The sequence below is a fragment of the Kribbella sp. NPDC049227 genome, from assembly GCF_043197265.1.
GTDB lineage: Bacteria > Actinomycetota > Actinomycetes > Propionibacteriales > Kribbellaceae > Kribbella.
This window is the reverse complement of record NZ_JBICST010000003.1, coordinates 286875-309613: the sequence shown is the minus strand read 5'-3', so window position 1 is coordinate 309613 and position 22739 is coordinate 286875. Positions and strand designations below refer to the sequence as shown.

General features: G+C 68.3%; 15 protein-coding genes. 7 read left to right on the top strand and 8 right to left on the bottom strand.

What is annotated here, in order from left to right; all coding sequences use genetic code 11:
- Positions 1–27 precede the first annotated feature (27 nt).
- Together ACGFH6_RS13810 and ACGFH6_RS13805 are read left to right on the top strand one after the other, a co-directional pair.
- Positions 28–1653: a right-handed parallel beta-helix repeat-containing protein gene (locus ACGFH6_RS13810; RefSeq protein WP_393383510.1), complete on the top strand. Its 1626-nt coding sequence runs from the start codon at positions 28–30 to the stop codon at positions 1651–1653.
- A 183-nt stretch (positions 1654–1836) separates the two neighbouring features.
- A complete protein-coding gene (locus ACGFH6_RS13805) occupies positions 1837–3492 on the top strand; it encodes a right-handed parallel beta-helix repeat-containing protein (RefSeq protein WP_393383508.1) in 1656 nt (551 codons plus the stop codon).
- Between the two features lie 712 nt (positions 3493–4204).
- Here the strand turns inward: ACGFH6_RS13805 and ACGFH6_RS13800 are convergent.
- The 6 genes from ACGFH6_RS13800 to ACGFH6_RS13775 form a co-directional block, all read right to left on the bottom strand.
- Entirely contained in the window at positions 4205–5581 is a 1377-nt protein-coding gene (locus tag ACGFH6_RS13800; protein ID WP_393383506.1) for a mannitol dehydrogenase family protein, read from the bottom strand.
- Between the two features lie 16 nt (positions 5582–5597).
- The gene (locus ACGFH6_RS13795) at positions 5598–6434 is read right to left on the bottom strand and encodes an ABC transporter permease (RefSeq protein ID WP_131350915.1); all 837 of its coding nucleotides are present in this window, start codon (positions 6432–6434) and stop codon (positions 5598–5600) included.
- On the bottom strand, positions 6431–7315 hold the full coding sequence (locus tag ACGFH6_RS13790; RefSeq protein ID WP_393383504.1) for an ABC transporter permease: 885 nt from the start codon (positions 7313–7315) through the stop codon (positions 6431–6433). Before ACGFH6_RS13790 ends, ACGFH6_RS13795 begins: the two co-directional genes overlap by 4 nt.
- Complete coding sequence (locus ACGFH6_RS13785; protein WP_393383502.1) at positions 7312–8400, bottom strand: ABC transporter ATP-binding protein; 1089 nt, start codon at positions 8398–8400, stop codon at positions 7312–7314. Before ACGFH6_RS13785 ends, ACGFH6_RS13790 begins: the two co-directional genes overlap by 4 nt.
- Positions 8397–9626 (bottom strand): ABC transporter substrate-binding protein, encoded by a 1230-nt coding sequence (locus ACGFH6_RS13780; RefSeq protein ID WP_393383500.1) that lies wholly within the window; start codon positions 9624–9626, stop codon positions 8397–8399. Before ACGFH6_RS13780 ends, ACGFH6_RS13785 begins: the two co-directional genes overlap by 4 nt.
- A 70-nt stretch (positions 9627–9696) precedes the next feature.
- Positions 9697–10686, bottom strand: a complete 990-nt coding sequence (locus tag ACGFH6_RS13775) for a LacI family DNA-binding transcriptional regulator (protein ID WP_393383498.1) — start codon at positions 10684–10686, stop codon at positions 9697–9699.
- Between the two features lie 182 nt (positions 10687–10868).
- Here ACGFH6_RS13775 and uxaC point away from each other — a divergent pair, with 182 nt between their 5' ends.
- Positions 10869–12275, top strand: coding sequence for a glucuronate isomerase (uxaC, locus tag ACGFH6_RS13770; RefSeq protein WP_393383496.1), 1407 nt, complete (start codon positions 10869–10871; stop codon positions 12273–12275).
- A gap of 68 nt (positions 12276–12343) precedes the next feature.
- Positions 12344–13876, top strand: coding sequence for a right-handed parallel beta-helix repeat-containing protein (locus tag ACGFH6_RS13765; RefSeq protein ID WP_393383495.1), 1533 nt, complete (start codon positions 12344–12346; stop codon positions 13874–13876).
- Positions 13877–13918: 42 nt separating this feature from the next.
- On the opposite strand, the gene ACGFH6_RS13760 is transcribed toward ACGFH6_RS13765, so the two are convergent.
- Positions 13919–15232 (bottom strand): O-antigen ligase family protein, encoded by a 1314-nt coding sequence (locus ACGFH6_RS13760; RefSeq protein WP_393383494.1) that lies wholly within the window; start codon positions 15230–15232, stop codon positions 13919–13921.
- 10 nt (positions 15233–15242) lie between these two features.
- Entirely contained in the window at positions 15243–16862 is a 1620-nt protein-coding gene (locus tag ACGFH6_RS13755; protein WP_393383492.1) for a Wzz/FepE/Etk N-terminal domain-containing protein, read from the bottom strand.
- A 184-nt stretch (positions 16863–17046) separates the two neighbouring features.
- Here ACGFH6_RS13755 and ACGFH6_RS13750 point away from each other — a divergent pair, with 184 nt between their 5' ends.
- From ACGFH6_RS13750 to ACGFH6_RS13740, 3 genes are all read left to right on the top strand, one after another.
- On the top strand, positions 17047–19260 hold the full coding sequence (locus ACGFH6_RS13750; RefSeq protein WP_393383490.1) for a LamG-like jellyroll fold domain-containing protein: 2214 nt from the start codon (positions 17047–17049) through the stop codon (positions 19258–19260).
- Between the two features lie 172 nt (positions 19261–19432).
- Entirely contained in the window at positions 19433–20956 is a 1524-nt protein-coding gene (locus ACGFH6_RS13745; RefSeq protein ID WP_393383488.1) for a fibronectin type III domain-containing protein, read from the top strand.
- A gap of 134 nt (positions 20957–21090) precedes the next feature.
- Positions 21091–22590, top strand: a complete 1500-nt coding sequence (locus ACGFH6_RS13740) for a fibronectin type III domain-containing protein (RefSeq protein ID WP_393383486.1) — start codon at positions 21091–21093, stop codon at positions 22588–22590.
- Positions 22591–22739 lie beyond the last annotated feature (149 nt).

Sequence of the window (22739 nt, the reverse complement as noted above, 5' to 3'; positions counted from 1 at the left end):
CTGGCAGTCGTTACGATCGCGCTCCCGGTGATCGCCAACGAGAACAACGCGACAACTGCCGCCAAGTCACGTCCGACGCGCGACACAGCCGCTTCCGGTGTGCTCCCCTCACACCGCGCACCCAAGCCGACGGCCACGCATCCGGCGACGTCGTCGCCGAAGGCCACCACCAGGCCGCCGTCGAAGAAGCCCACCACGCAGCCCAGCAAGCCGCCGTCCACCGAGCCGACCTCCCCCGCCGGCCCGACGGTCCCCACGGCGGACGAGGGCGACGCCGGCCCGGCCTTCGCCGGTCCCTGCAGCGGCGTGGTGATCGAGCCTGGTGACGACGCCCAGTCGATCGTCAACGCCAAGCCCGCCGGGACGACGTTCTGCTTCGCGGCCGGTCTGCACCGGATCTCCGACACGATCCGGCCGAAGGCGAACATGACGCTGGCCAGCGCGGCTCGCGCCGTCCTGACCGGATCCGTGCCGCTGACCGGCTGGACCAAGTCCGGCTCGGCGTGGGTGGTGCGTGGCGCGCTGCCGGCGGCGTACGGAGCGAGTGGGCAGTGTGAGGACAACGTCTCGAACATCTGCCACCTGCGTGAGCAACTGTTCCTCGACGGCGCGCATCTGACCCGGGTCGGCAACACCTCCAAGGTCGCGCCGGGCACGTTCTACGCCGACTACGGCGCGAACGCGATCTACCTCGGCGACGACCCCGCCGGCCACTCGGTCGAGATGTCGAAGACGTCGACCGCGATCGAGTCCGGGTCGACCGGTGTCGAGGTCCGTGGGCTCACGATCGAGCATTTCGCCAGCGCGCCGCAGGCCGGTGCCCTGGTCTCCGGCCCGGGCTGGAAGGTCACCGCCAACGACGTCCGCTGGAACCACGCCGTCGGCGTGATGCTGGTCAAGGCGAACAAGACCGAGGTCGAGAAGAACCTGATCCGCAACAACGGCCAGCTCGGTCTCGGCCAGTACAGCTCGGCCGACGCGACCGTGACGCGGAACGTGATCAGCTCGAACAACACCGACGGCTTCTGGGTCGCCGACTGGGAGTCCGGCGGCATCAAGTCGACCCGCTCCTCCGGCACCGTCAGCGGCAACCTGATCAAGGCCAACCTCGGCGTCGGCATGTGGGCCGACGTCGCCGACGACGGCCGGGTGATCAGCTCCAACCAGATCATCGGCAACGCCGCCGACGGGATCCGCTACGAGATCAGCCGGAACGGGACGATCGAGAAGAACACGATCACCAACAACGGCTTCGGCACCGGTCGTGGTTCGGGTACGTCGCTGTGGGACGGCGGCGGGATCAACATCAACACCTCCTCCGGCGTCACCGTCCGCGGCAACGTGGTCAAGGGCAACGTCAACGGCATCGCGATCCAGTCGCGGACCCGCGGCTCCGGCCCGTGGGGCACGTACCTGCTGCGCGACATCAGCATCACCGGCAACACGATCGAGATGACCGGCGGCACCCAGAGCACCGGCATCGTGAAGAACTCCGGCGCCGAAGTACCCGACGGCGAGGTCGTGTTCAGCGGCAACAAGTACGTCCTCGACGCTCTGGGCGCCAAGCGCTTCTCGATGTTCGGCAGCAAACTCACCGCCGACGGCTGGCAGAAAGCCGGCCTAGACCTAGTAGGCAGCTTCCTTGCCAACTGAGCCGGAACGCTTGCCCGGCGCAAGGAGTCGGGCGATTGCCCACCGCAACACGATCGTGGCTTGGTGCAACAAATTGTGCTGCGGAATGTATTGCAATAACTACCTGACGTAGTAGTCTGCTGTCTCGAAGCCGCGCCATGGGGGGTGCGCTCAGGATCCACCTGTGCCCCCGGAGGCTCCGCAATGAAGACAGCTACCGCAGTTGTGGCGATCGTTGCAGTCGGCACCTTCGCCGCTACGACAGCCTTGCCTGCGCACAGCGTGCCTGCCGACGACGTGCTGGTGCAGGGCGAGTTCAGTCTGTTGCCCGCGGCATCCTCGGCCGGCCTGTTGCCTGCGGCACCGTCTGAAGATCCGCTGCACGCGATCATGCCCGGAGTGCAACCGACGCCTCCCCCAGCGGAGCTGCCCACGACGCCGCCCGCCGCGGACGCGGCGTTCCCATCGGGACCATCGCAGGCGCCCAAGTGTGCCGGAGTCACGATCAAGCCCGGGCAAGACGCTGCGAAGATCGTCGACGATGCACCGAACGGTACGACGTTCTGCTTCACAGCCGGCTGGCACCGGATCACGCAGACCATCCACCCGAAGGCTGACCAGGTGCTGGCCAGCGATCAGGGCGCCGTACTGACCGGGTCGGTGCCGCTGACCAAGTGGACCGCGTCGAACGGAGACTGGGTGACCAGGGGAGTCCTGCCACCGGCGTACTCGCAGACCGGGCAGTGCGAGGACAACGTCGCGAACATCTGCTACCTGCGTGAGCAGGTCTTCCTGAACAGCAAACACCTGACCCGGGTGGCCTCTCGAGACAAGGTTGCCCCCGGCACCTTCTACGCCGACTACGCGGCGAACGCCGTCTACCTGGGTGACGACCCGCGCGGCCGGTCGGTCGAGATGTCGAAGACCGAGACCGCGATCCAGTCGACAGCCGGCGGTGTGACCGTACGCGGGCTGACGATCGAGCACTTCGCGACACCCCCACAAGGTGGCGCGGTCGTGCTCGGGCTGGGCTGGAAGGTCGTCGCCAACGACATCCGCTGGAACCACGCGGTCGGGGCGATGCTGGTGAACGCCGACGGCGCCGTCCTGGAGAAGAACTTCATCCACTCCAACGGCCAACTCGGCGTCGGGCAGTACAGCACCCTCAAGGGCACCATCTCGGCCAACGAGGTGAGCTACAACAACACCGACGGCTTCTGGATCGCGGACTGGGAGTCGGGCGGGATCAAGACCACCTGGTCCAGCGGCGGCTGGGTCACCGGCAACCTGATCAAGCTGAACCGGGGCGTCGGGCTGTGGAGCGACGCGTACGACGACGGCCGGACCTTCAACGCCAATCAGATCGTCGACAATGCGGCGGACGGGATCCGGTACGAGATCGGCCGCAACGGCGTGATCGAGAACAACGAGATCAGCGGCAACGGCCTCGGCACGGGCCGTGGCTCGGGTACGTCGCTGTGGGACGGCGGCGGCATCAACGTCAACACGTCGTCGAACGTCCAGGTCCGCGACAACGTGGTCGCCGACAACGTGAACGGCATCTCGATCCAGTCCCGCACCCGCGGCTCCGGCCCGTGGGGCCTGAACGTGCTCCGCGACATCGTCGTCTCCGGCAACCAGGTGACGATGCGCGGCGGGACGACCGCTACCGGCATGGTGCAGAACGCCGGCGCGGCCATCCCACTCGGCGAGGTGACGCTGGACAAGAACACCTACATCCTGGACAGCCTGACCGCCGACCGGTTCCAGAAGACCGGCCAGTGGTACAGCGCCCAGGAGTGGCGCAAGTCCGGTCAGGACACGACGAGCACCTTCACAACCCGGCGATCAGCGAACTGACGACCTCAGCCCCGCGGTGCGGCCATGTAAAGAGGACAACTTGTCACCTGCTCGCTTCTCCCACGGTAGGACGAGTTCTCCTCACGGCAAGACGAGCGTAGACCACTCACGAGACATCCGCTCTCCTGTCTGATGGGCGAGTTCGGGGAGTTCTCCCGGCCGGATCCGGCACATCAGGCTCCCCGGTCTCGAATCGAGCTGCCGGTGGTGTGCAGCTGGACAGGTAGTGCACCGTCGAGACGCCGTACATGCAGCGCAGATTCGGTTCAGGTGCACTACAGATTGCCCGACACCTCCTGTCCAAATGCGCCCCCACAGTTCCCGGCACCCCAGGACACGCTCAGCGCGCTGCGGCCATTCGAGGGACTACCCCATCAACTGGTCTGCTTCCCCGGGAAGACGAGGGGAGAACACGGCGAGGTGAGGGGATGTCGGCTGTCCTGTCTGATGGGCGAGTTCGGGGAGTTCTCCCTACCCGATCCGGCACATCAGGCTCCCCGGTCTCGGGTCGAGCTGCCAGTGGTGTGCAGCTGGACAGGTAGTGCACCGTCGAGACGCCGTATATGCAAAGGCACACCGCCCCGCCTGTCCGGGTGGCGTACCGATGGCGATCACGGGCGGCGGCGCGGATCCCGTGGTGGCCATGGGCGGCGCGGGCCCCGTGGTGCCCGCGGGCGGCGTACGCCCCGTGGTGGGCAGGGGGTGGCGTGGGCTACGTGGTCAGCGAGCTGACGTGATCGATCAGTAGGTCGCGGAAGACTGTCGAGTCGCGTAGGTCGGGAGTGAAAACCGAGTCGATTCCGAGTAGCGCGTCGACCACGGCGGCCGGGTCGGAGGCTCTCGCCAGCGCGGCCTTCAGCCGGTCAGCCTGCGGATCGTCGACAATCGGCGTCTTCAGCACGTAGACCATCCAGGCAGCGACGGCCAGCGAGATCACCCGAGGCTCGGCGCCCGCAGCCAGGCGGTCGCGGACCGTCCCGAGCATCCGGACCGGTAGCTTCACCGACCCGTCCATCGCGACCTGCGTGGTCCGATGCTTCAACGCCGGATTGGCGAACCGCTCGAGGACGGACGCGCCGTACTCGGTCAAGTCCAGCCCGTCCGGCGCGTTCAACGTCGGTACGACGTCCTCCGCCATGAGCTCACGCGCCAGCGCGGACAACTCCTCGTCCCGCACCGCCTCAGCGATGGTCTCGTACCCGCGCAGAGCACCGAGGTAGGCAAGCATCGAGTGGGTGGCGTTCAGCATCCGCAGCTTGGCCTGCTCCCACGGCGCAACGTCGCTAGTGAGGACAGCGCCACCGCGCTCCCACGCCGGCCGGTCCCCCGCGAAGTCGTCCTCGATCACCCACTGCAGGAACGGCTCCGCGACCACGACCGCCTCGTCCCGTACGCCGAGCAGCCGGGCCACCTCGTCACGGTCCGCGTCGGTGGTCGCCGGCACGATCCGGTCGACCATGCTGGCCGGGAACCGGGTCGCCTCGAACACCTCGGGAACCTTGCCCAGGGCCTCGAAGTAGTCCGTCACGAGCTTCCGCAGGAAGGGCCCGTTGGCGACCAGGTTGTCGCACGACACGATCGTCAACGGCTCGTCCCGGCGCGCCAGCCCGGCCGCGAGCTGCCCGACCACGGTGCGCGGGGGGCGGCCGGTCAGGTCCGCCTGGATCTCGGGATCGTCCAGGTCGAGGCCGTGACCGGCCGCGCGGTACCCCTTCTCGGTCACCGTCAGCGTGACCACGGACACCGCGGGATCCGCGATCCGTGCCACCACAGCGTCCGGATCCTCCGGGGCGGTCAGGACCTCACGGATGCTGCCGATCACCTGCACCGACGGATCGCCGAGTCCACGCTCCAGAACGGAGTACAGACCGTCCTGCGGCGCAAGCTGGTCGCGGACCCTGCCCGAGCGCTGGCTCACCCCGGTGATCCCCCACCGCGTCTCGCCGGCGGCGACGGCGGCACGCTCGGTGACCACGGCCTGGTGGGCGCGATGGAACGCCCCCAGCCCGAGATGGACGATGCCGACCGACAACGCCCGCGGATCGACCGCGGGGGCGACGGGGAGATTGGTGAGACTCAGCCTGCTCAAGCGTGCACCTCAGCTTTCATTCGGGTTCTTCCTTCACACGGGCGACCAACTGCGTGGGGTTGACGAAACGCAGCGCGACCACGAGCAGCACCAGCATCATCGCCGTGTACATGACCGCCATCGCGTCGACCGACTGCTGGGCGCGGATGCCGGCTGCCGACATCGAGTAGTACAGCGCGACCACCAGTGTCTGCGAGTCCGGACCGGCGGTGAGGAAGGTCAGCTCGAACATCCCCACGGTACGGACCAGCACCAAGATCGCCGAGGCCAGCAGGCCCGGCACGAGCAGTGGCGCGAGGATCCGCAGGAACACCGCGCGGGTGTTCGCCCCGAGCATCCGGGCCGCACTCTCGATCTTCGGATCCACCTGCTCGATGAACGGCGTCATGGTCAGGATCACGAACGGCACCGACGGCACCAGGTTCGCCAGCACCACGCCGGACAGGTGACCCGCGAAACCGAACTTGTACAGCACGGTCGCGAGCGGGATGCCGTACGTGATCGGTGGCATCAGGATCGGCAGCAGGAAGGTCAGGTACACCAGCCGCTTGCCCGGGAAGTTCTGCCGGGCCAGCACGTACGCCGCCGGCGCGCCGACCAGGACCGACAGTACGACGACCAGTCCCGAGGCGATCAGGGTCACGGAGATGACCTGCAACAACCCGAACTCGTGCCATGCGTCGCCGTACCACTGGGTGGTGAAGCCGTCCGGGACCCAGGTGTCGAACCAGCGACGGCCGAACGAGCTGACCAGCACCGACCCGACCACACCGGCCAGGTTGACGAAGAAGAACACCACCACGGCCCAGATGAGCCAGGCGGTCGGCGTCGCCTTGAGGGCTCGCGTGCTCATCCCTTGCCTCCTGTCGATCCGGTGTAGAGCCGCGACCGCCACAGCAGCACGATCGCCACCACGATCAGCTCGACCACGCCCATGATCATCGCGATCGCCGAGGCGTAGGCGTAGTCGTACTGCTCGTACGCCGCCTGGTACGCCGCCAGCGAGATCACCCGGGTCGATCCGGCCGGGTTGCCGACCAGGACCGCCGACGGGAAGACCGAGAACGCGAGCACGAACGTGAGCAGGAACGTCGTCGCCAGCCCGGGAGCCAGCAGCGGCAGGGTGATCCGGCGGAACCGCTGCGCCCGGGACGCGCCGAGCGTCGCGGCGGCCCGTTCGAGGGTGGGATCGATACCGCTCAGGTACGACAGCACCAGCAGGAACGCGAACGGGAACCCGGTGATGACGAGCGAGAAGAACACGCCCCAGTAGTTGTTGGTCAGCCGGATCGGGTCGTCGATCAGATGGACAGCCATCAGGATCCGGTTGAACCACCCGGTCGGGCCGAGATAGTTCAGCAGTCCCTGCGCCGTCAGCACTGTGCCGAGCGTGATCGGTACGACGAGCACCGTCGTGAGCAGCCGTTTGCCGCGGAACCGGCCGCGCATCCGGAACGCGATCGGCACCGCGGCGAGCACGTTCAGCAGTGCCGCGGGCAGCGCGATCTTCAGCGTCGTGACGATTGTGTCGCGCTGATAGGCGTCGTTGAAGAACTTCTGATAGTTGGCCAGAGCCCCGCCGCCCTTCAGCGGCTGGAACGACAGACTCAGCCCGTACAGGAACGGGTAGATGAACAGCAGCAGCACGAAGACAGTGGCCGGCAGCAACAACCAGAGCCGCCGGTCGACGCCACGCTCGGCCAGCCGGTGCTGCCAGCTCGCGGTCTCGCTCATACCGCGAGCCCCGCTGTCACCAGTTCGGCCGCGGGACGGTCGGAGGCGTACACCAGCAGGCGGCTCGGGTCGATGGCCACCGACACAGACTCGCCGGCCTGGACCTTGCGTTCGGTCCTGGCATGGAGACGCGTGCCGTCGTCCAGCACGACCTCCACTGCGAGCTCGCGGCCCTGGTACTCGACCACCTCGACGAGACCTTGCAGGCCTTCGTTGCCGAGCTTCACGTCCTCGGGCCGCACCGCGACGACCACGTCCTCGCCGGCGGCGACCGTACCTTGCGCCACGCCGTCGATCGTCGCACCGCCGAGCGGGACCGTCACGACCTCGCCGGCCACGCTCTGCGCCGCGAGAGGCAACAGGTTGCGGTAGCCCATGAAGTCGGCGACGTGCCAGGTGGTCGGCGTCGTGTGGACCTCTTCAGGCGTGCCGATCTGTTGCACCCGGCCCTCCCGCATCACGACCAGACGGTCGGCCATGCTGAGCGCCTCCTCCTGGTCGTGCGTCACGTACACCGTGGTCAGGCCGAGCGACTGGTGCAGGCGGCGGATCTCGGTCCGCATCTCCAGCCGGAGCTTCGCGTCCAGGTTGCTGAGTGGCTCGTCCATCAGTACCAGCGACGGCTCGAGCACGGTCGCGCGGGCGATCGCGACGCGTTGCTGCTGGCCACCGGACAGCTGCCCGGGCAGCTTGCCGGCGTGCTCCTCGAGCCGGACCATCTCGATCGCCGCGGTGGTCCGGCGCCGTATCTCGTCCTTCGGCAGCCGGCGCATCCGCAGACCGAACGCGATGTTGTCCCGCACGGTCAGGTGTGGGAAGAGCGCGTAGTTCTGGAAAACCATGCCGAAGCCGCGCTTCTCCGGCGGCAGCGTGTCGATCCGCTGGTCGTCCTGCCAGATGCTGCCGGCAGTCAACGGCAGCAACCCGGCCAGACAGTTCAGCGCGGTCGACTTGCCGCAACCGGACGGGCCGAGCAGGGCGATGAACTCGCCCCGCTCGATCGTCAGGTCCAGCCCGGTCAGCGCGTCGGCCGTCCCGAACCGGCGCCCGACGCCCTCCAGCCGGAGCCGGCCGAAACCACTCACGACTTCTTCACCTTGCTGCCGCCGACCTCTCGGTCCCACTTGTCGAACGCCGCGACCAGAGCCTTCGCGTCCAACGGCACCTCGTTCGGATTGTCGGCAATCAACTTGTCGTACTCCGGCCGGCCGAACTCGGTGATCGCATCCTGGCTCTCCTGCGGTGCCTTCGACAGGTCGACACCCTTGATCGCCGGACCGGGGTAGAAGTAGCCCTTGTCGTACGCCTTCGCCTGCTGCTCCGGCGTCAGCATGAACTGCAGCAGCTGCAGGATCGCGGCCTGCTTGTCGGTCGAGACCCCCTTCGGTACGACGGCGTAGTGCGCGTCGGTGACCCAGTGGAAGCCCTTCAGCGGAGTGATCGCGGCCTCCTTCGGCACGGTGCCGAGGACGCGCGGGTTGATGTCCCAGCCCGTCGTACTGGCGATGATGCTGGCCGAACCGTTGGCCAGGGCCTTCATCGTGTCCGCCGTACCGGACGGGTAGAAGTCGACGTACTGGTTGAGCTCCTTGAGGTAGGCCCAGGTCTTGTCCCAGCCGTTGACCGGGTCCTTCGGGTCCTTGTCACCGAGGATGTACGGCAGGCCCATCAGGAAGGTCCGGCCGGGTCCGGAGTTGGCCGGGCGCGCGTACATGACCTTGCCCTTGTTGGCTTTCGCGAAGGCGAGCAGTTCCTCGGCGGACTTCGGCGGTGACGGGACCTTGGCCGGCAGGTACTCCAGCAGCGGACCGGACGGGTAGTAGGTGACGGTGACACCGACGTTGCCGGCCAGTTCCTGCATCTTCGCGGCCGGCTCGAGGTAGTCCTTCATGCCGGGCAGCCGATCGGCGTACTTCGGCAGCAGGTCCATCCACAGGCCTTGCTCCGCGCCGGCCGCGAGGCCGTCGGTACCGGTCAGCACCAGGTCGATGTCGACCCGGCCGGCGTCCTGCTGGGCCTTGATCTTGCCGGACAGCTCGGGCGCCGGACCCTTGGAGTAGGTGACCTTGGAGATCACGTCGGAGTGCTGCTTGACGAAGTCGTCGATCATCGGCTGGGTCAGCTGCAGGTTCCCGGCCACGTCGAGGATGTTCAGCGTCACCGCCTTCGAGGGCTTGTCCGGCGCGTCGCCGGAGGTGTCGCCGGACGACTGGTTGGGACTTGTCGGGGCTCCGCACGCGGCCAGTACGGCGAGCAGGCCGACGACGGCTGTGCGGCGGACGCGACGGCCGGTTCTGCGCTGCAGGGGCATCGGGTCTATCTCCTCTGGATCAAGGGCGGGCCCGGCGTGGTGCCGGGATTGATCGGCTCGGGGCGGCAGATCAGGGGCTTGCCGCGGGCCCCGTGGAGTCACGGACGATGAGCTCGCCGTGCAGGGTGCCGCGGGTGTCGACGGTGCTGTCCGGGTCGTCGAGCAGGGCCAGCAGGAGCTCGACCGCGATCCGGCCGGCCTCCTGCTTGGGCAGCCGGACCGTGGTCAGCGCCGGTCGGGCCATCCGGGACATCGCGATGTCGTCGACGCCGACCACGCTCAGGTCGCCCGGAACCGAGATCCCCCGTGCGTGCAACCGGGCCAGCAGCCCGATCGCGACCAGGTCGTTGTAGGTGATGACAGCGGTGGCGCCGGAGGCGACGACCTGGTCCGCCGCCGCCATGCCACCTTCGTACGTCGGCCCGAAGTGACCGACCCGGCTCAGCTCGACACCGTGGTCGGCGACGGCGTTCTCCAGGCCGATGCCGCGGTGCTGGGTCGACCACGACGTGACGGGGCCACCGACCCAGGCGAGCCGGCGGTGGCCGAGGGCAACGAGGTGGGCGACGGCCTGCCGCATCCCTTCCTCGTTGTCGTAGGTGATGCCGGGGATGCCCGCGGCAGTGCGGTTCACCAGGACGACGTTCGTGTCCTGGGCGATCGCGGACAGGTCAGCGTCACCGGACCGTGGTGAACACAGGATCAGCCCGTCGACCTGCTTGGACAGGGCACGGACCAGGCCGACCTCCGCGGTCACGTCCTCGTCGGTGTCCGCGACGAACACTGCGGTGTCGGACCGGCGGGCGCGCGCCTGCACGCCCTTGGTGACGCTGGCGAAGAACGGGTTCGCCAGGTCGGGCACGACCAGGCCGATGTTGCCGGTGCGGCCGGTGATCAGACCACGGGCGGCACGGTTGGGCTGGTAGCCGAGCTGCTCGACCGCGGCTGCGACACGGACCCGGGTCGCAGCGTTGACCATCTCCGGCATCGACAGCGCACGGGACACGGTGGACGGCGACACGCCTGCCAGCCGAGCCACGTCACGGATCGTCGCAGGCATCGTCACCTCCTCAGGTCGGCCCCGCGTCGCAGTCTGCAATCGGTTTCACACTTGTGTCAAGACTTCGTTCACGGTCGACCGACGGTCAGTGAGATTCGCCTTGTGGACAAAGGGTTGTGTGGGCCGGTGCGCACTGCAATCCTTTGCGGTACTCGTTTCAGCCCACTCATCCCGGAGGACCCATGCCGAAGGCCCTGCAGCCTCATCCGGACCGCGCCCTGCCTGCCGGCGAGGCACGCGACGTCGCCCGGCGGATCCACGCGTCGACGAAGGACCTGCCGTTGCTGTGCCTGCACGGGCACGTCGACATCGGGCTGTTCGCGACCGACGCGCCGTTCGGCAACCCGGCCGAGCTGCTGGTCGTCCCGGACCACTACGTGACCCGGATGCTGATCTCCCAGGGCATCTCCCCCGACCGCCTCGGTCTCCCCCGCCGCGACGGCACTGCGCCGGCCGACCCGCGCGACGTCTGGCGGGAGTTCTGCGCGAACTGGCACCTCTTCCTCGGTACGCCGAGCCGGTACTGGCTGGAGCACGAGTTCGCCGAGGTCCTCGGCGTGACCACTCACCCCTCGGCCGAGACCGCGGACGAGCTGTACGACCAGATCTCCGCCCGGATCGCCGAGCCCGAGTTCCGGCCGCGGGCCCTGCTCGACCGGTTCGGGATCGAGCTGATCTCGACCACCGACGCCGCGACCGACGACCTCGCCCAGCACGCGAAGCTCGCCGCGGACCTGCCCGGCCGAGTCGTCCCGACCTTCCGACCCGACGCCCTCGTGCACCTCGACCGGCCCGGCTGGAGTGTTCTCGCTGCCCGGCTCGGAGAGTTGGCCGACGTCGACACCGCGACGTACGACGGGTTCCTGGCGGCGATCCGGCAGCGGCGGCAGGCGTTCGTCGAGGCGGGCGCGCGGGCGACCGACCACGGGCACTACAGCGCGGCGGCGATCCCGTTGACCGACGCGGAGGCGGCGCGGATCTACACGAGTGCCTTGAAGGGTTATGTGTCAGCGGAGGACGCGAGTGCGTTCGCCGGGCACATGCTGTACCAGTCGGCGGTGATGTCGGCCGAGGACGGGCTGGTGATGCAGCTGCACCCGGGCGTCCTGCGCGACCACGATCCGGCGATCCACGCGGCGTACGGGCCGGACCAGGGGCACGACATTCCGGTGGCGACCGAGTTCACCCGGTCGCTACGGCCGCTGCTCGAGCGGTTCGGGCACGCGGCCGGTTTCCGGCTTGTGCTGTTCACTGTCGACGAGACCGTGTACTCGCGGGAGCTTGCTCCGCTGGCCGGCGTGTATCCGGCGGTGCGGCTCGGGGCGCCGTGGTGGTTCCTGGACAGCCCGGACGGGATGCGGCGGTTCCGCGAGCTGGTGACGGAGACGGCCGGGTTCTACAACATGTCCGGGTTCGTCGACGACACCCGGGCGTTCCTGTCGATCCCCGCCCGGCACGATCTCGCCCGGCGGATCGACGCCGGCTATCTGGCCAACCTCGTCGTACAGCACCGCCTCGACGAGGACGACGCCTTCCAGGTCGCCAAGGACCTCGCCTACAACCTCGCCCGGGACACCTACCTCACCTGACAGTCGTCACCCCACCTCCGGGTAGTCTCCTCCAGATCTGTTCGCCGGGGGTGGGTGAAGGGCTGTTGATGAGGCGTCGTGGTGTTGTGGCGGGTGGCGCCGTACTGGTGCTGCTGCTGGCCGGGTGCTCTGCCGGTGATGGAGACTCAGCCAAGCCGTCTGTGGCGACGCCTGCGGTGACGGTGCCTACCGCCCCGCCGGCCGCGGCTGCCGTTGCACTGGGGCCGACGGGACCTGGTACGGCGAAGGCGTGTGTGGGGACCGCGATCGCGGTGGGAGCGGATCCGCAGAAGGTGATCGACGCGGCGCCGGAAGGTACGACGTTCTGCTTCGCGAAGGGTGTGCATCGGATCAGCCGGGCGATCCGGCCGCGAGCCGGTGACACGCTGGCCGGTGGGAAGGGCGTCGTACTGACCGGGTCTGTAGCGCTGAGTGGGTGGCAGCGGGACGGCGATCGGTGGGTGGTGCGCGGGGTGTTGCCGGCGGCGTACCCGCTGAAAGGGCAGTGCGAGGACAACAAGGCGAAGCCGTGCCAGCGGGGCGAGCAGGTGTTCGTCGACGGGAAGCATCTGACCCGGGTGATGAGCCTCGGAGAGCTGGAGCCGGGGACATTCTTCGGGGACTACGCCTCGAACGCCGTTTACGTCGGTGACGATCCGGACGGCCGTGCGGTCGAGATGTCGCGGACGCCGACTGCGATCGAGAAGTCGGCCGAGGACGTCACCGTGACCGGGTTGACCATCGAGCACTTCGCCAGCCTGCCGCAGGGAGGTGCGCTCCAGGTCGGGCCAGGGTGGAAGGTGGTCTCGAACGAGGTCCGCTGGAACCACGCGGTCGGGATCATGGTGATCGAGGGCGACCGGGCCGAGCTGAGCCGGAACACGGTCGCGGACAACGGGCAGCTCGGGATCGGGCAGTACAAGTCCGAGGGCGTCCGGATCACCGCGAACCTGGTGACCCGGAACAACACCGACGGGTTCTGGATCGCCGACTGGGAGTCCGGGGGGATCAAGTCGACCCGGTCGTCGGGCGAGGTGTCGGGCAACGACATCGTCGGCAACCGGGGCATCGGGATGTGGAGCGACATCGCGGAGTACGACCGGACGATCACCGGGAACCGGATCCGCGGCAACGCGGCAGACGGGATCCGGTACGAGATCAGCTACCAGGCCGTGATCGAGCAGAACGTTGTCGAGGGCAACGGGTATGGGACCGGGCGAGGGTCCGGTGGGAGCCTGTGGGACGGCGGCGGGATCAACGTGAACACGTCCGCCGGGGTGCAGGTCCGCGGCAACCTGGTCAAGGACAACCGCAACGGGATCTCGCTCCAGTCCCGCACGCGGGGTGACGGACCGCGGGGTACGTACGTCCTCCGCGACGTCACGATCGAAGGCAACCTCGTCGTCATGCAGGACGCGACCTCCAGCACCGGCGTCGTCGAGAACAAGGGCTCCCCCACCCGCCCCGGCGCCATCACCTTCCGCCACAACAGCTACCAGATCGGCGGCAAGTCCGCCGACCGCTTCGCCTACCAAGGCAAAACCCTCACCTGGCCCCAATGGCAAGAAGCAGGCTTCGACCAAGACTCAGTAAGCAGCTAACCGCGGCACCCTGAGCAACTGGCGTGGGGGCTGTTGGGAGGGTTAGCGGGGTAGAGCTCTGGTCTGGGTTCGGGATCTTTGGCGGATTCGGTCGGCGTCGCAGATGGCGGCGGCTACCAGGAGGTGGACGGTCATCGAGCTGAGGTCGGAGAGGCCGCTTTCGTTGAGGGAGGCGGCGGTGACGTAGCCGAGGAGGAGGGCTCCACAGGCTCGGATGTACGGCGTGGGTGCCCGGAGGACCGAGACCCACGCGAGGATCAACGCAATCGCGACGATCGTGACCGCGAGCAGGCCGGTCTCCCAGTACAAGCCGAGCCAGCTGTTGTCGATCGCCATCACGTCGATGTCGCCCTCACCGCGCCGCAGCAGCACCCGCTTGTTGCCGAGGCCGTGACCGATGATCGCGGTCTGGATCGACACCTTCTCGTCCAGCACCGCCTGCCAACTCGTCGTACGCCCACTGAGCGAGCTGATCTGCTGCGTCCCCTGCCCACGCAAGACCCAGGTGTGCAGCGATCCGATGGTCAGGAACGCGATCCCGATCAGCCCCGGCACCGCCAGACTCGCGATCCGCCCGGCCCACGTCTTCCGGGTGATGATCAACGCGATCACCAGCCCCAACGCGATCGCCGCCGCCGACGTACGGGTCCGGCTCGCCGCCACGAGTACGACGCCCAGCCCCATCAGCCCGACCGACGGGATCATCGACAGCTTCCGGCACAGCAGGCCGAGCAGCGCCAGTCCGAACAGGATCGCGCCGACCTCACCGACCCGCGGCGGCAGCATCGGGATGATGACACCCTGCAGGCGATACCCAGTGCCGAGCGAACTGAGCGGCCGCCACGCCTGACTGGGTGCGTACGCCAGACTCGCCACGACCGTGGCCGCGAGCAACACATGCGCCCACAGATGCGCCCGCACCAACCGCTCCGGCACCTGCACCAGCGGCCGCCAGAGCAGGAACACCAGGATCAGCCCGATCATGAACCGCGCCAACCGGGTCAGCGGCCCGAGCGGCTCCGCCAGCAGGAACGCCGTCGCGACCGCGAACATCACGTACAGCACGTAGAGGCTGCTCGCCGGATTCACCCGGGTCCGGAACCCGGGCTTGGTCGCCGCCATCGCGATCAGGAAGATCGCCCCGAGCAACAGCCCCTTCATCACACTGTTCGTCGACCCGGTGGTCCCCTGCGGCGCCGCGACTCGCGACGACCACGGCTGCACACCCAGCACGAACAAGCACCACAACACCAGCCAGAACCACGCCGGCTTCTGGATCTCACCGTCGACCGTGCCCGGCACCGGCGGCGCCAGACGGGTCCCACCGGAACGGTAGGCGGTCGCGGATCGCATCATGACAACACGATCAGCGCAGCGGTGCGGCGGTGTCGAGCGGCTTGTAGTTCAACGGAATGCCCAGCGTCTCGTCGTGCGGCGAGGCACCGATCAGTACGACGCCCAGCACCGGCGCACCGGCGAACTGCAACGCACCGGTCAGCCGGGCAACGTCCATCTCCTTGTCGTGCCCGACCTGCACCACCAGCACCGACGCGTCCACCGCCGCGGCCAGCGGAGTGATCCCGTGCCGTCCGACGGACGCCGGTCCGTGGATGACGACGGAGTACCCAGGCGGCAGGTCCGCCACGATGCCCGGCACCAGCGACGGACCAACGGCCGCAGCCGTCTCCTCGTGGTTCAGGCCAGGCGGAAGCACGTACAGATCAGCGACCGTGCCCGGACGGAACAGCTTCCGGGCCCGGATCGCCCGCGTCGCCGCAGGCTCCATCACCAGGTCGGTCAGCCCTTCGTGCCCGGTCACGTGCGACAGGACCGGCGTACCTTCGATGTCCGCCAGGACCAGCAAGGTCTCCCTGCCGTCGCGAGCGTTCGCTTCGGCCATCGCCAGCGCGATACCGGCCGAGTTCGGCGTCGGGGATGCGGAGACCACGAGCATCGCGCCCGGACCGCCACCGGCGAAGGCGCGCGGGTTCAACTCGCGGCGGGCGAGCGCACCGCTCGCCTCCGCACCCAACGCGGTGATCTCGTACTGCGGCAACTCGGGAGCCGTCCGGTGCCAGAACCGGCGCCGGTTGCCTTCCGACGCGGCGATGACCGGCGAGCTCGCCGCACGGGCCGCCTGGTCGCGAGTCACGATGTACGGCGTCAGGTGCGACCGGAGCAGCGCCAGACCGAAGCCGAGCACCAGACCGAGGATGCCGCCGACCAGGATGTCGCGGGCAACCATCGGCGAGGAGGTCGCGGTGTCCGTGGTGGCCGGGGTGACCAGTTCACTACCGGAACCGACCGTGGTCAGCGCCTTGACCATGGCGGCCGCGTCGTCGGCCGCCTGCCGGGCCTCGGTCGCCAGCCCGACCCGCTGGTCGCGCAGCGCGGCGGCTGTCTGCGAGTCGCCCCGCTGGACGGCCTCGTCGATCTGGCTGACCAGGCTCTTCGACTGCTGGGTCGCGGTCTTGGACCGATCCTGGGCCTGCCCGGCGAGCGTGGTCAGCAGCGCCTTGGCCTCGTCGTTGCGCTGCTTCAGGTAGATGCTCGAGATCGCGTTGGCCCGCTCGACCGCCTTCGCCGCGGTCGGGCCGTCGGTGGTGACCAGGTACGCGTTGTCGGTGACCGCCTTGACCCGGGTCACCGCGGCCAGTTCCTGGATCGCGTCGTCGGTGGTGTCCATGCCGAGCGACTTCGCCACGCTGTGCAGCAGCGTCGGGCTGGCCATCACGCGGGCCTGCGTCTCGGCGGGCAGATCCATCCCGAGCGGACCGGTCTTGTCCGTGGTGGGCAGCTTCCCGACCAGGGCCGGCGGGACCGCCGGCCCGAGCACCAACTGGCTCGAGGCGGTCCACCGCGTCGTCTGGGACAGCGCGAAGACAGAAGCTCCGAGCAGGCCGAGGACGATGCAGCCCATGATGAGCCACTTCTGCCGTAGCAGTGACTGAGCGGTCTCCCGCCAGACCACGGTGCCCGGTTCCATCCCTACCCCACTTCCATCGCCCACAGACTCGGTGCCAGCGCCCCAGGATATAGGCAGCTGGGATCGGGCGTACCGAAGCGTCCGGTCCATGCCCTACTCTGACCCCCGGGGGATTCCCGGGGGCTGCCGGGAATTTGATTTGGCGCCGTTTCGCGCGCCCTCCGTCCGAGGGGGACACCGCAGGATGAACAAGAGATGGTTGCTCACGCGTCTGGGGCTCGTGGGCGCTCTCGTCGCCGGGGCACTGGTGGTCGTTTTCGCGCCGCCCGCCCAGAGCATCGAGGCCTCGCTGTCGGCAGTGGCGAGCCCGACCTGGCAGACCAACGGAAGTGTGCAGGGCATCACGGTCGCAGCGGGCAAGGCGTACGCCGGCGGCCGATTCACGAGCGTGCGGCCACCGGGTGCCGCCGCCGGGACCGGAGAGGTCGCGCAGGCGTACCTCGCCGCTTTCGACGAGAACACCGGTGCTCTGGTCACCGCGTTCAACCCGGTCCTCAACGGCCAGGTCTACGCGGTCGCGGCCTCCGCCGACGGATCGCGGATCTTCGTCGGTGGTGACTTCACCACCGTCAACGGCGTCACCCGCAACCGGATCGCGGCCTTCGACACCGCCACCGGTGCGCTGGTGACGACCTGGAAGCCGTCGGTCTCCTTCCGGGTCAAGACGATTGCCGTGCACGGCAACACCGTCTACTTCGGCGGATCCTTCGGCCTGGTGAACAATTTGACCCGGAACCGGCTCGCGGCCGTCAGCGCCGACGCCGGCACCCTGCTCCCGTTCGCCCCGTCGGTGAACGGCGACGTGTACGCCGTCGATGCCGCGGACGACGGCTCCAAGGTGTACGCCGGTGGCCAGTTCAGTGCGGTCAACGGCACCAACCAGAACACCGTGGCCAGCCTCGACCCGGCGACCGGCGCCGTACTGCCGTTCCCGGGTGCGTCCGCGGTCCCGCCGCCGAACGGCTCCTGCACCACCCGGGTCAAGGCGATCGACGCCAGTGGCGACACCGTGTACTTCGGCAACGGCGGTGACGGCGGCGGCTGCTTCGACGGCACCTGGGCGGTCGACGTCTCGACCAACGCGCTGAAGTGGAAGAACCAGTGCCTGGGCGCGACCGAGGCGGTCAAGGTCGTCAACGGCTGGCTCTACAAGGGTTCGCACGCGCACGACTGCGCCAACCAGGGCGCCGGCGGCTTCCCCCAGGGCTTCGACTACCGGTACCTGCTGGTGGAGAAGATCTCCGACGGCACGCTCGGCCCGTGGTACCCGAACACCGATGCCGGACCGCCCACCGAGGTCGGACCGCTCGCGTTCGCGACCGGCGGCGACGACCTCTGGGTCGGTGGCGACTTCTTCAGCACGAACGGCGTCGGCCAGCAGGGCCTGACCCGCTTCACCAACGCGACGCCGGGTGCGGCTCCGGCCAAGCCGGCCAAGCTGCTGCCGTACAGCGTCCAGCCGGGTGTGGTGCAGATCCACTTCCCGACCGTGGTCGACAACGACGACAGCACGCTGACCTACCGGCTGCTCAAGGGCTTCAGCAACACCACGATCGCGACCTGGACGGCCAAGTCGACCCCGTGGGATCGGCCGTGGCTGCACTACACCGACACCAACGTGGTGCCGGGCGAGACGCCCAACTACCGCGTCGAGGTGACCGACGGCAGTACGACGTTGCGCGGCAACTACTCCGACCCGGTCACGGTCGCCAGTGCGCCGTCCACGGCGTACGACCAGATCATCAACGCCGACGGTCCGCAGGGCTACTGGCGGCTGGGTGAGCCGGCCGGTGCGACGACGTCCGTCGACTCGTCCGGGCAGAGCAACAACGGCACCTTCGGTGGTGCGGTGCTCGGTCAGCCCGGGGCGATCGCGGGGAACACCGCGATGACGGCGACCCTGACCAGCGGCCGGATGACGTCCGAGAAGGGCTACAGCATGCCGCAGCAGTTCACCGTCGAGGCCTGGGTGAAGCAGAGCGGCACCAACCGCGGCGGCCGGATCATCGGCTTCGGCAACTCCAAGGCCGGCACCAGCGCGACCGGTGGCGACCGGCAGCTGTACATGCGCACCAACGGCTCGATCGTGTTCGGGGTGAACGACGGCGCCCAGAAGACGCTGACCAGCACCTCGGGCAAGAACGACGGCCAGTGGCACCACGTCGTCGGCACCTTCGACAACGGCGCCATGAAGCTGTACGTCGACGGTGCGCTCGCAGGAAGCGCGAGCGTCGGAACCGCGTCGCTGTACTACGGCTGGTGGCGGCTCGGGTACGACAACAACACCAACTGGCCGGGCGGTGGCGCGAGCCAGGTCGGGATGAGCATCGACGAGGGCGCGGTGTACCCGTACGCACTCACTCCGGTCCAGGTGCAGTCGCACTTCGCGGCCCGCTGAGAAGGCTCGCTGAGTAAGGCTTCGGACAAGTTTTTCGGGTTTGCGACACAAAGTCATAACGCGGGTGGGAGCTCGTCTTCCGGACGAGCTCCCACCCCGCTAATGTCCGTCGCTGGTGTGTGTTTTGAGGCCACGCACCGTTGTGAGGCACCCGCCCGTCCGAAGGACATAAATGAAGAAGTTAGTTCTGGCCATCGTCACCGGCGCGGCGGTGGTGGCCGCCGCACTGATTCCGTCCGGTCCGCCAGTGGTGGCGGCGGCCCCAGGTTTCGGTTCCGCCGTCTCGGCGATCAAGCAGACCTCGTGGCAGACCAACAACAGCGTGAACGCGTTGGCCATAGCAGGGAACACCGTCTACGCCGGCGGTCTGTTCACCCGGATCCGCCCACCCGGCAAGGCCGCGGGCCAGGGCGAAGTAGTCCGCACGTACGTCGCCGCCTTCAACCGGACCACCGGCGCACCGACCACGTTCGCGCCGACCCTCAACGGCCCGGTGTACAGCATCGCCACCAGCCCGGACGGCAAGTGGGTGGTGATCGGCGGTGACTTCACCGTCGCGAACGGCCTGAAGCGCAGCAAGATCGCGATGTACAGCGCCGTCACCGGCCGGATCGTGCAGGCCTGGGACCCGGTCGTCGCGGCCCGCGTCAAGGCGCTGGCCATCTCCGGCAGCACCGTGTACATCGGCGGCGCCTTCGGCCGCGTCGACGGCCAGACCCGCAACCGCCTCGCCGCGGTCCGGCTGCTCTACGGCGACCTGACGACGTGGAACCCGAACGCGAACAGCGACGTGTACGCGATCGACGTGTCCGACAACGGCACCAGAGTCTTCGTCGGCGGGCCGTTCAGCACGATCAACGGCAAGGACCACTATTCGCTGGCGATGGTGAACACCACGACCGGGGCGGCGTACTCGATGCCGGCCGCGGCGGCGATCCCGAAGCCGACGCTGAAGTGCACCACCCGGGTCAAGGACATCGACACCTTGGGCGACAAGGTGTTCGTCTCCAACGGCGGTGACGGCAGCGGTTGCTACGACGGTGTGCTGGCCGCCGACGCGACGACCGGCAAGCTGCTGTGGCAGAACACCTGCCTGGGCGCGACCGAGGCGATCAAGGCGATCGGAAACTGGGTCTACAAGGGCTCGCACGCACACAACTGCAGCTCGTCGGGCGGTTTCGGCGACGGCACCGGGACGCACTACCTGCTGGTCGAGAGCGGCATCAACGGCAAGCTCGGCCCGTGGTTCCCGAACACCGACGCCAACCCGAACAGCACCACCAAGGTCGGTCCGCTGGCGATGGCCGGCACCAACACCGACCTGTGGGTCGGCGGCGACTTCCTGCACGTGAACAACGCGGTCCAGCAGGGCCTGGCCCGGTTCACCAACACCCCGGGCGGCGCCTACCCGCTCAAGCCGAAGGCACCGACCCTGACCAGTACGACGGCCAACCAGGTCCGGGTGGCGTTCAACGACGTCTACGACGTGGACAACCTGACGCTGACGTACAACGTGTTCCGGGGCTCGACGAACATCGGTTCGTACAACTACGTCTCCTACTACTGGGAGAAGCGCAAGCTGTACGCGATGGTCGACACGGGGGTGAAGAGTGGCCAGACGGTCACCTACCACATCGAGGTGCACGACGGCCGCAACATCGTGAAGGGCCCGTCGGTCTCGATCAAGGTGAAGTAGGTCCGAAGGGGGTCTGCCCGAAAGGGCAGACCCCCTTCGGCTGTGGATCGGCGGAGGGCCTGCCGGTCGTAGCCTGAGAGTCCGGGGAACTGGGGTACGGGGATATCTGGGGTACTGGGGAACTGGGGGGAATCATGGGGAGAAGACTGCTTGCTGTGCTCGGGGCGGCGGGTCTGGCGTTCGGCCTGATCCCGGCACCACCGGCTGTCAGCACCGGCGCGTCGCTGACCGCCGTCGCGGGATCGTCCTGGCAGACCGATGCGAGTGTGCTCGGCCTGGCCGTTGCCAAGGGCAAGGCGTACGTCGGCGGCCGGTTCACGAAGGTCCGTCCACCGGGTGCGGCGGCCGGGACGAACCAGACGACGCGGACCTATCTGGCGGCCTTCAATCAGACGACCGGTGCGCTCGACACGAGCTTCAACCACACCCTGAACGGTTTCGTCTGGGCGATCGTCGCCTCGGCCGACGGATCGCGGGTCTACGTCGGCGGTGACTTCACCCGCGTCGACGGCCAGGTGCGAAACCGGATCGCGGCGTTCGACACGGCAACCGGCGCGCTGGTGCCGACCATCAAGCCGAGCGTCTCGTACCGGGTCAAGGCACTCGCGATCGGCGGCACCAGCCTGTACTTCGGCGGATCGTTCGGACTGGTCAACAACATCGCCAGGAACCGCGCGGCCGCGATCAGCACAGTCAACGGCAGCCTGCTCCCGTGGAACCCGAACGCGGACGCCGACGTGTACGCGATCGACGCGGCCGACGACAACTCGAAGGTCTATCTGGGCGGCACGTTCGCCAAGGTCGGCGGAGCGAATCGCTGGGCCGTCGCGAGTGTGAACAACTCGACCGGCGCACTGCTACCGTTCGCCGCAGCGTCCGCCGTACCGCTACCGACCAGTGGGTGCACGTCCCGGGTGAAGGACATCGAGACGTCCGGAAGCCGGGTGTACTTCGCCAACGCCGGTGACGGCGGTGGCTGCTTCGACGGGACCTGGGCCGCGGATGTTGCCACCGGCAACTTGGTGTGGAAGAACACCTGCCTGGGCGCGACCGAGGCGCTGACCATGGTGAACGGGTGGCTGTTCAAGGGCTCGCACGCGCACAGCTGCCCGGGTGCCTTCAGCGATGGCACCGGCACGCACTTCCTGCTGCTGCAGAACCCGGCCAACGGGTCTCTCGGACCATGGTTCCCGAACACGAACGCCGGTCCGCCGACGTTGGTCGGTCCGCTCGTGTCCGCGACCGGTGGGAGCGACTTGTGGGTCGGTGGCGACTTCACCAAGGTCAACGGCGTGGGTCAGCAGGGTCTCACCCGCTTCACGAACCTCGGCAACGGCGCCGCTCCCATTGGCCCGGTCCTGCCGACGCTCTCCAGTACGACGGTCGGTCAGGTCAAGGCCACCGTCCAGACCTCGCTGGACAACGACGACATCACCCTGACCTACCGGCTACTCCGCGGCGCCACCAACACGATCGTCGCGACCACGACAGCCAACTCCACCTTCTGGAGCAGGCCGACCATCACCCTGACCGATCCGAGCGCTCCGTCCGGTACGACGCAGATGTACCGCATCGAGGCCTATGACGGCCACAACGCCGTACGGGGTGGCTACTCCACCATCACAGTCCGCTAACCCCACTCCCCCTCGCCCGCTCCCCGACCCGAGCATTTCAACGGAGAACCCCTGACGTTGCCGGTTGTCGGGTCTTGATACGAGCTGACAACCGGTCATTTCGACGGACAACCCCTCAAATGCAAGCAGGGGCGGCGGGGTACGGCGGG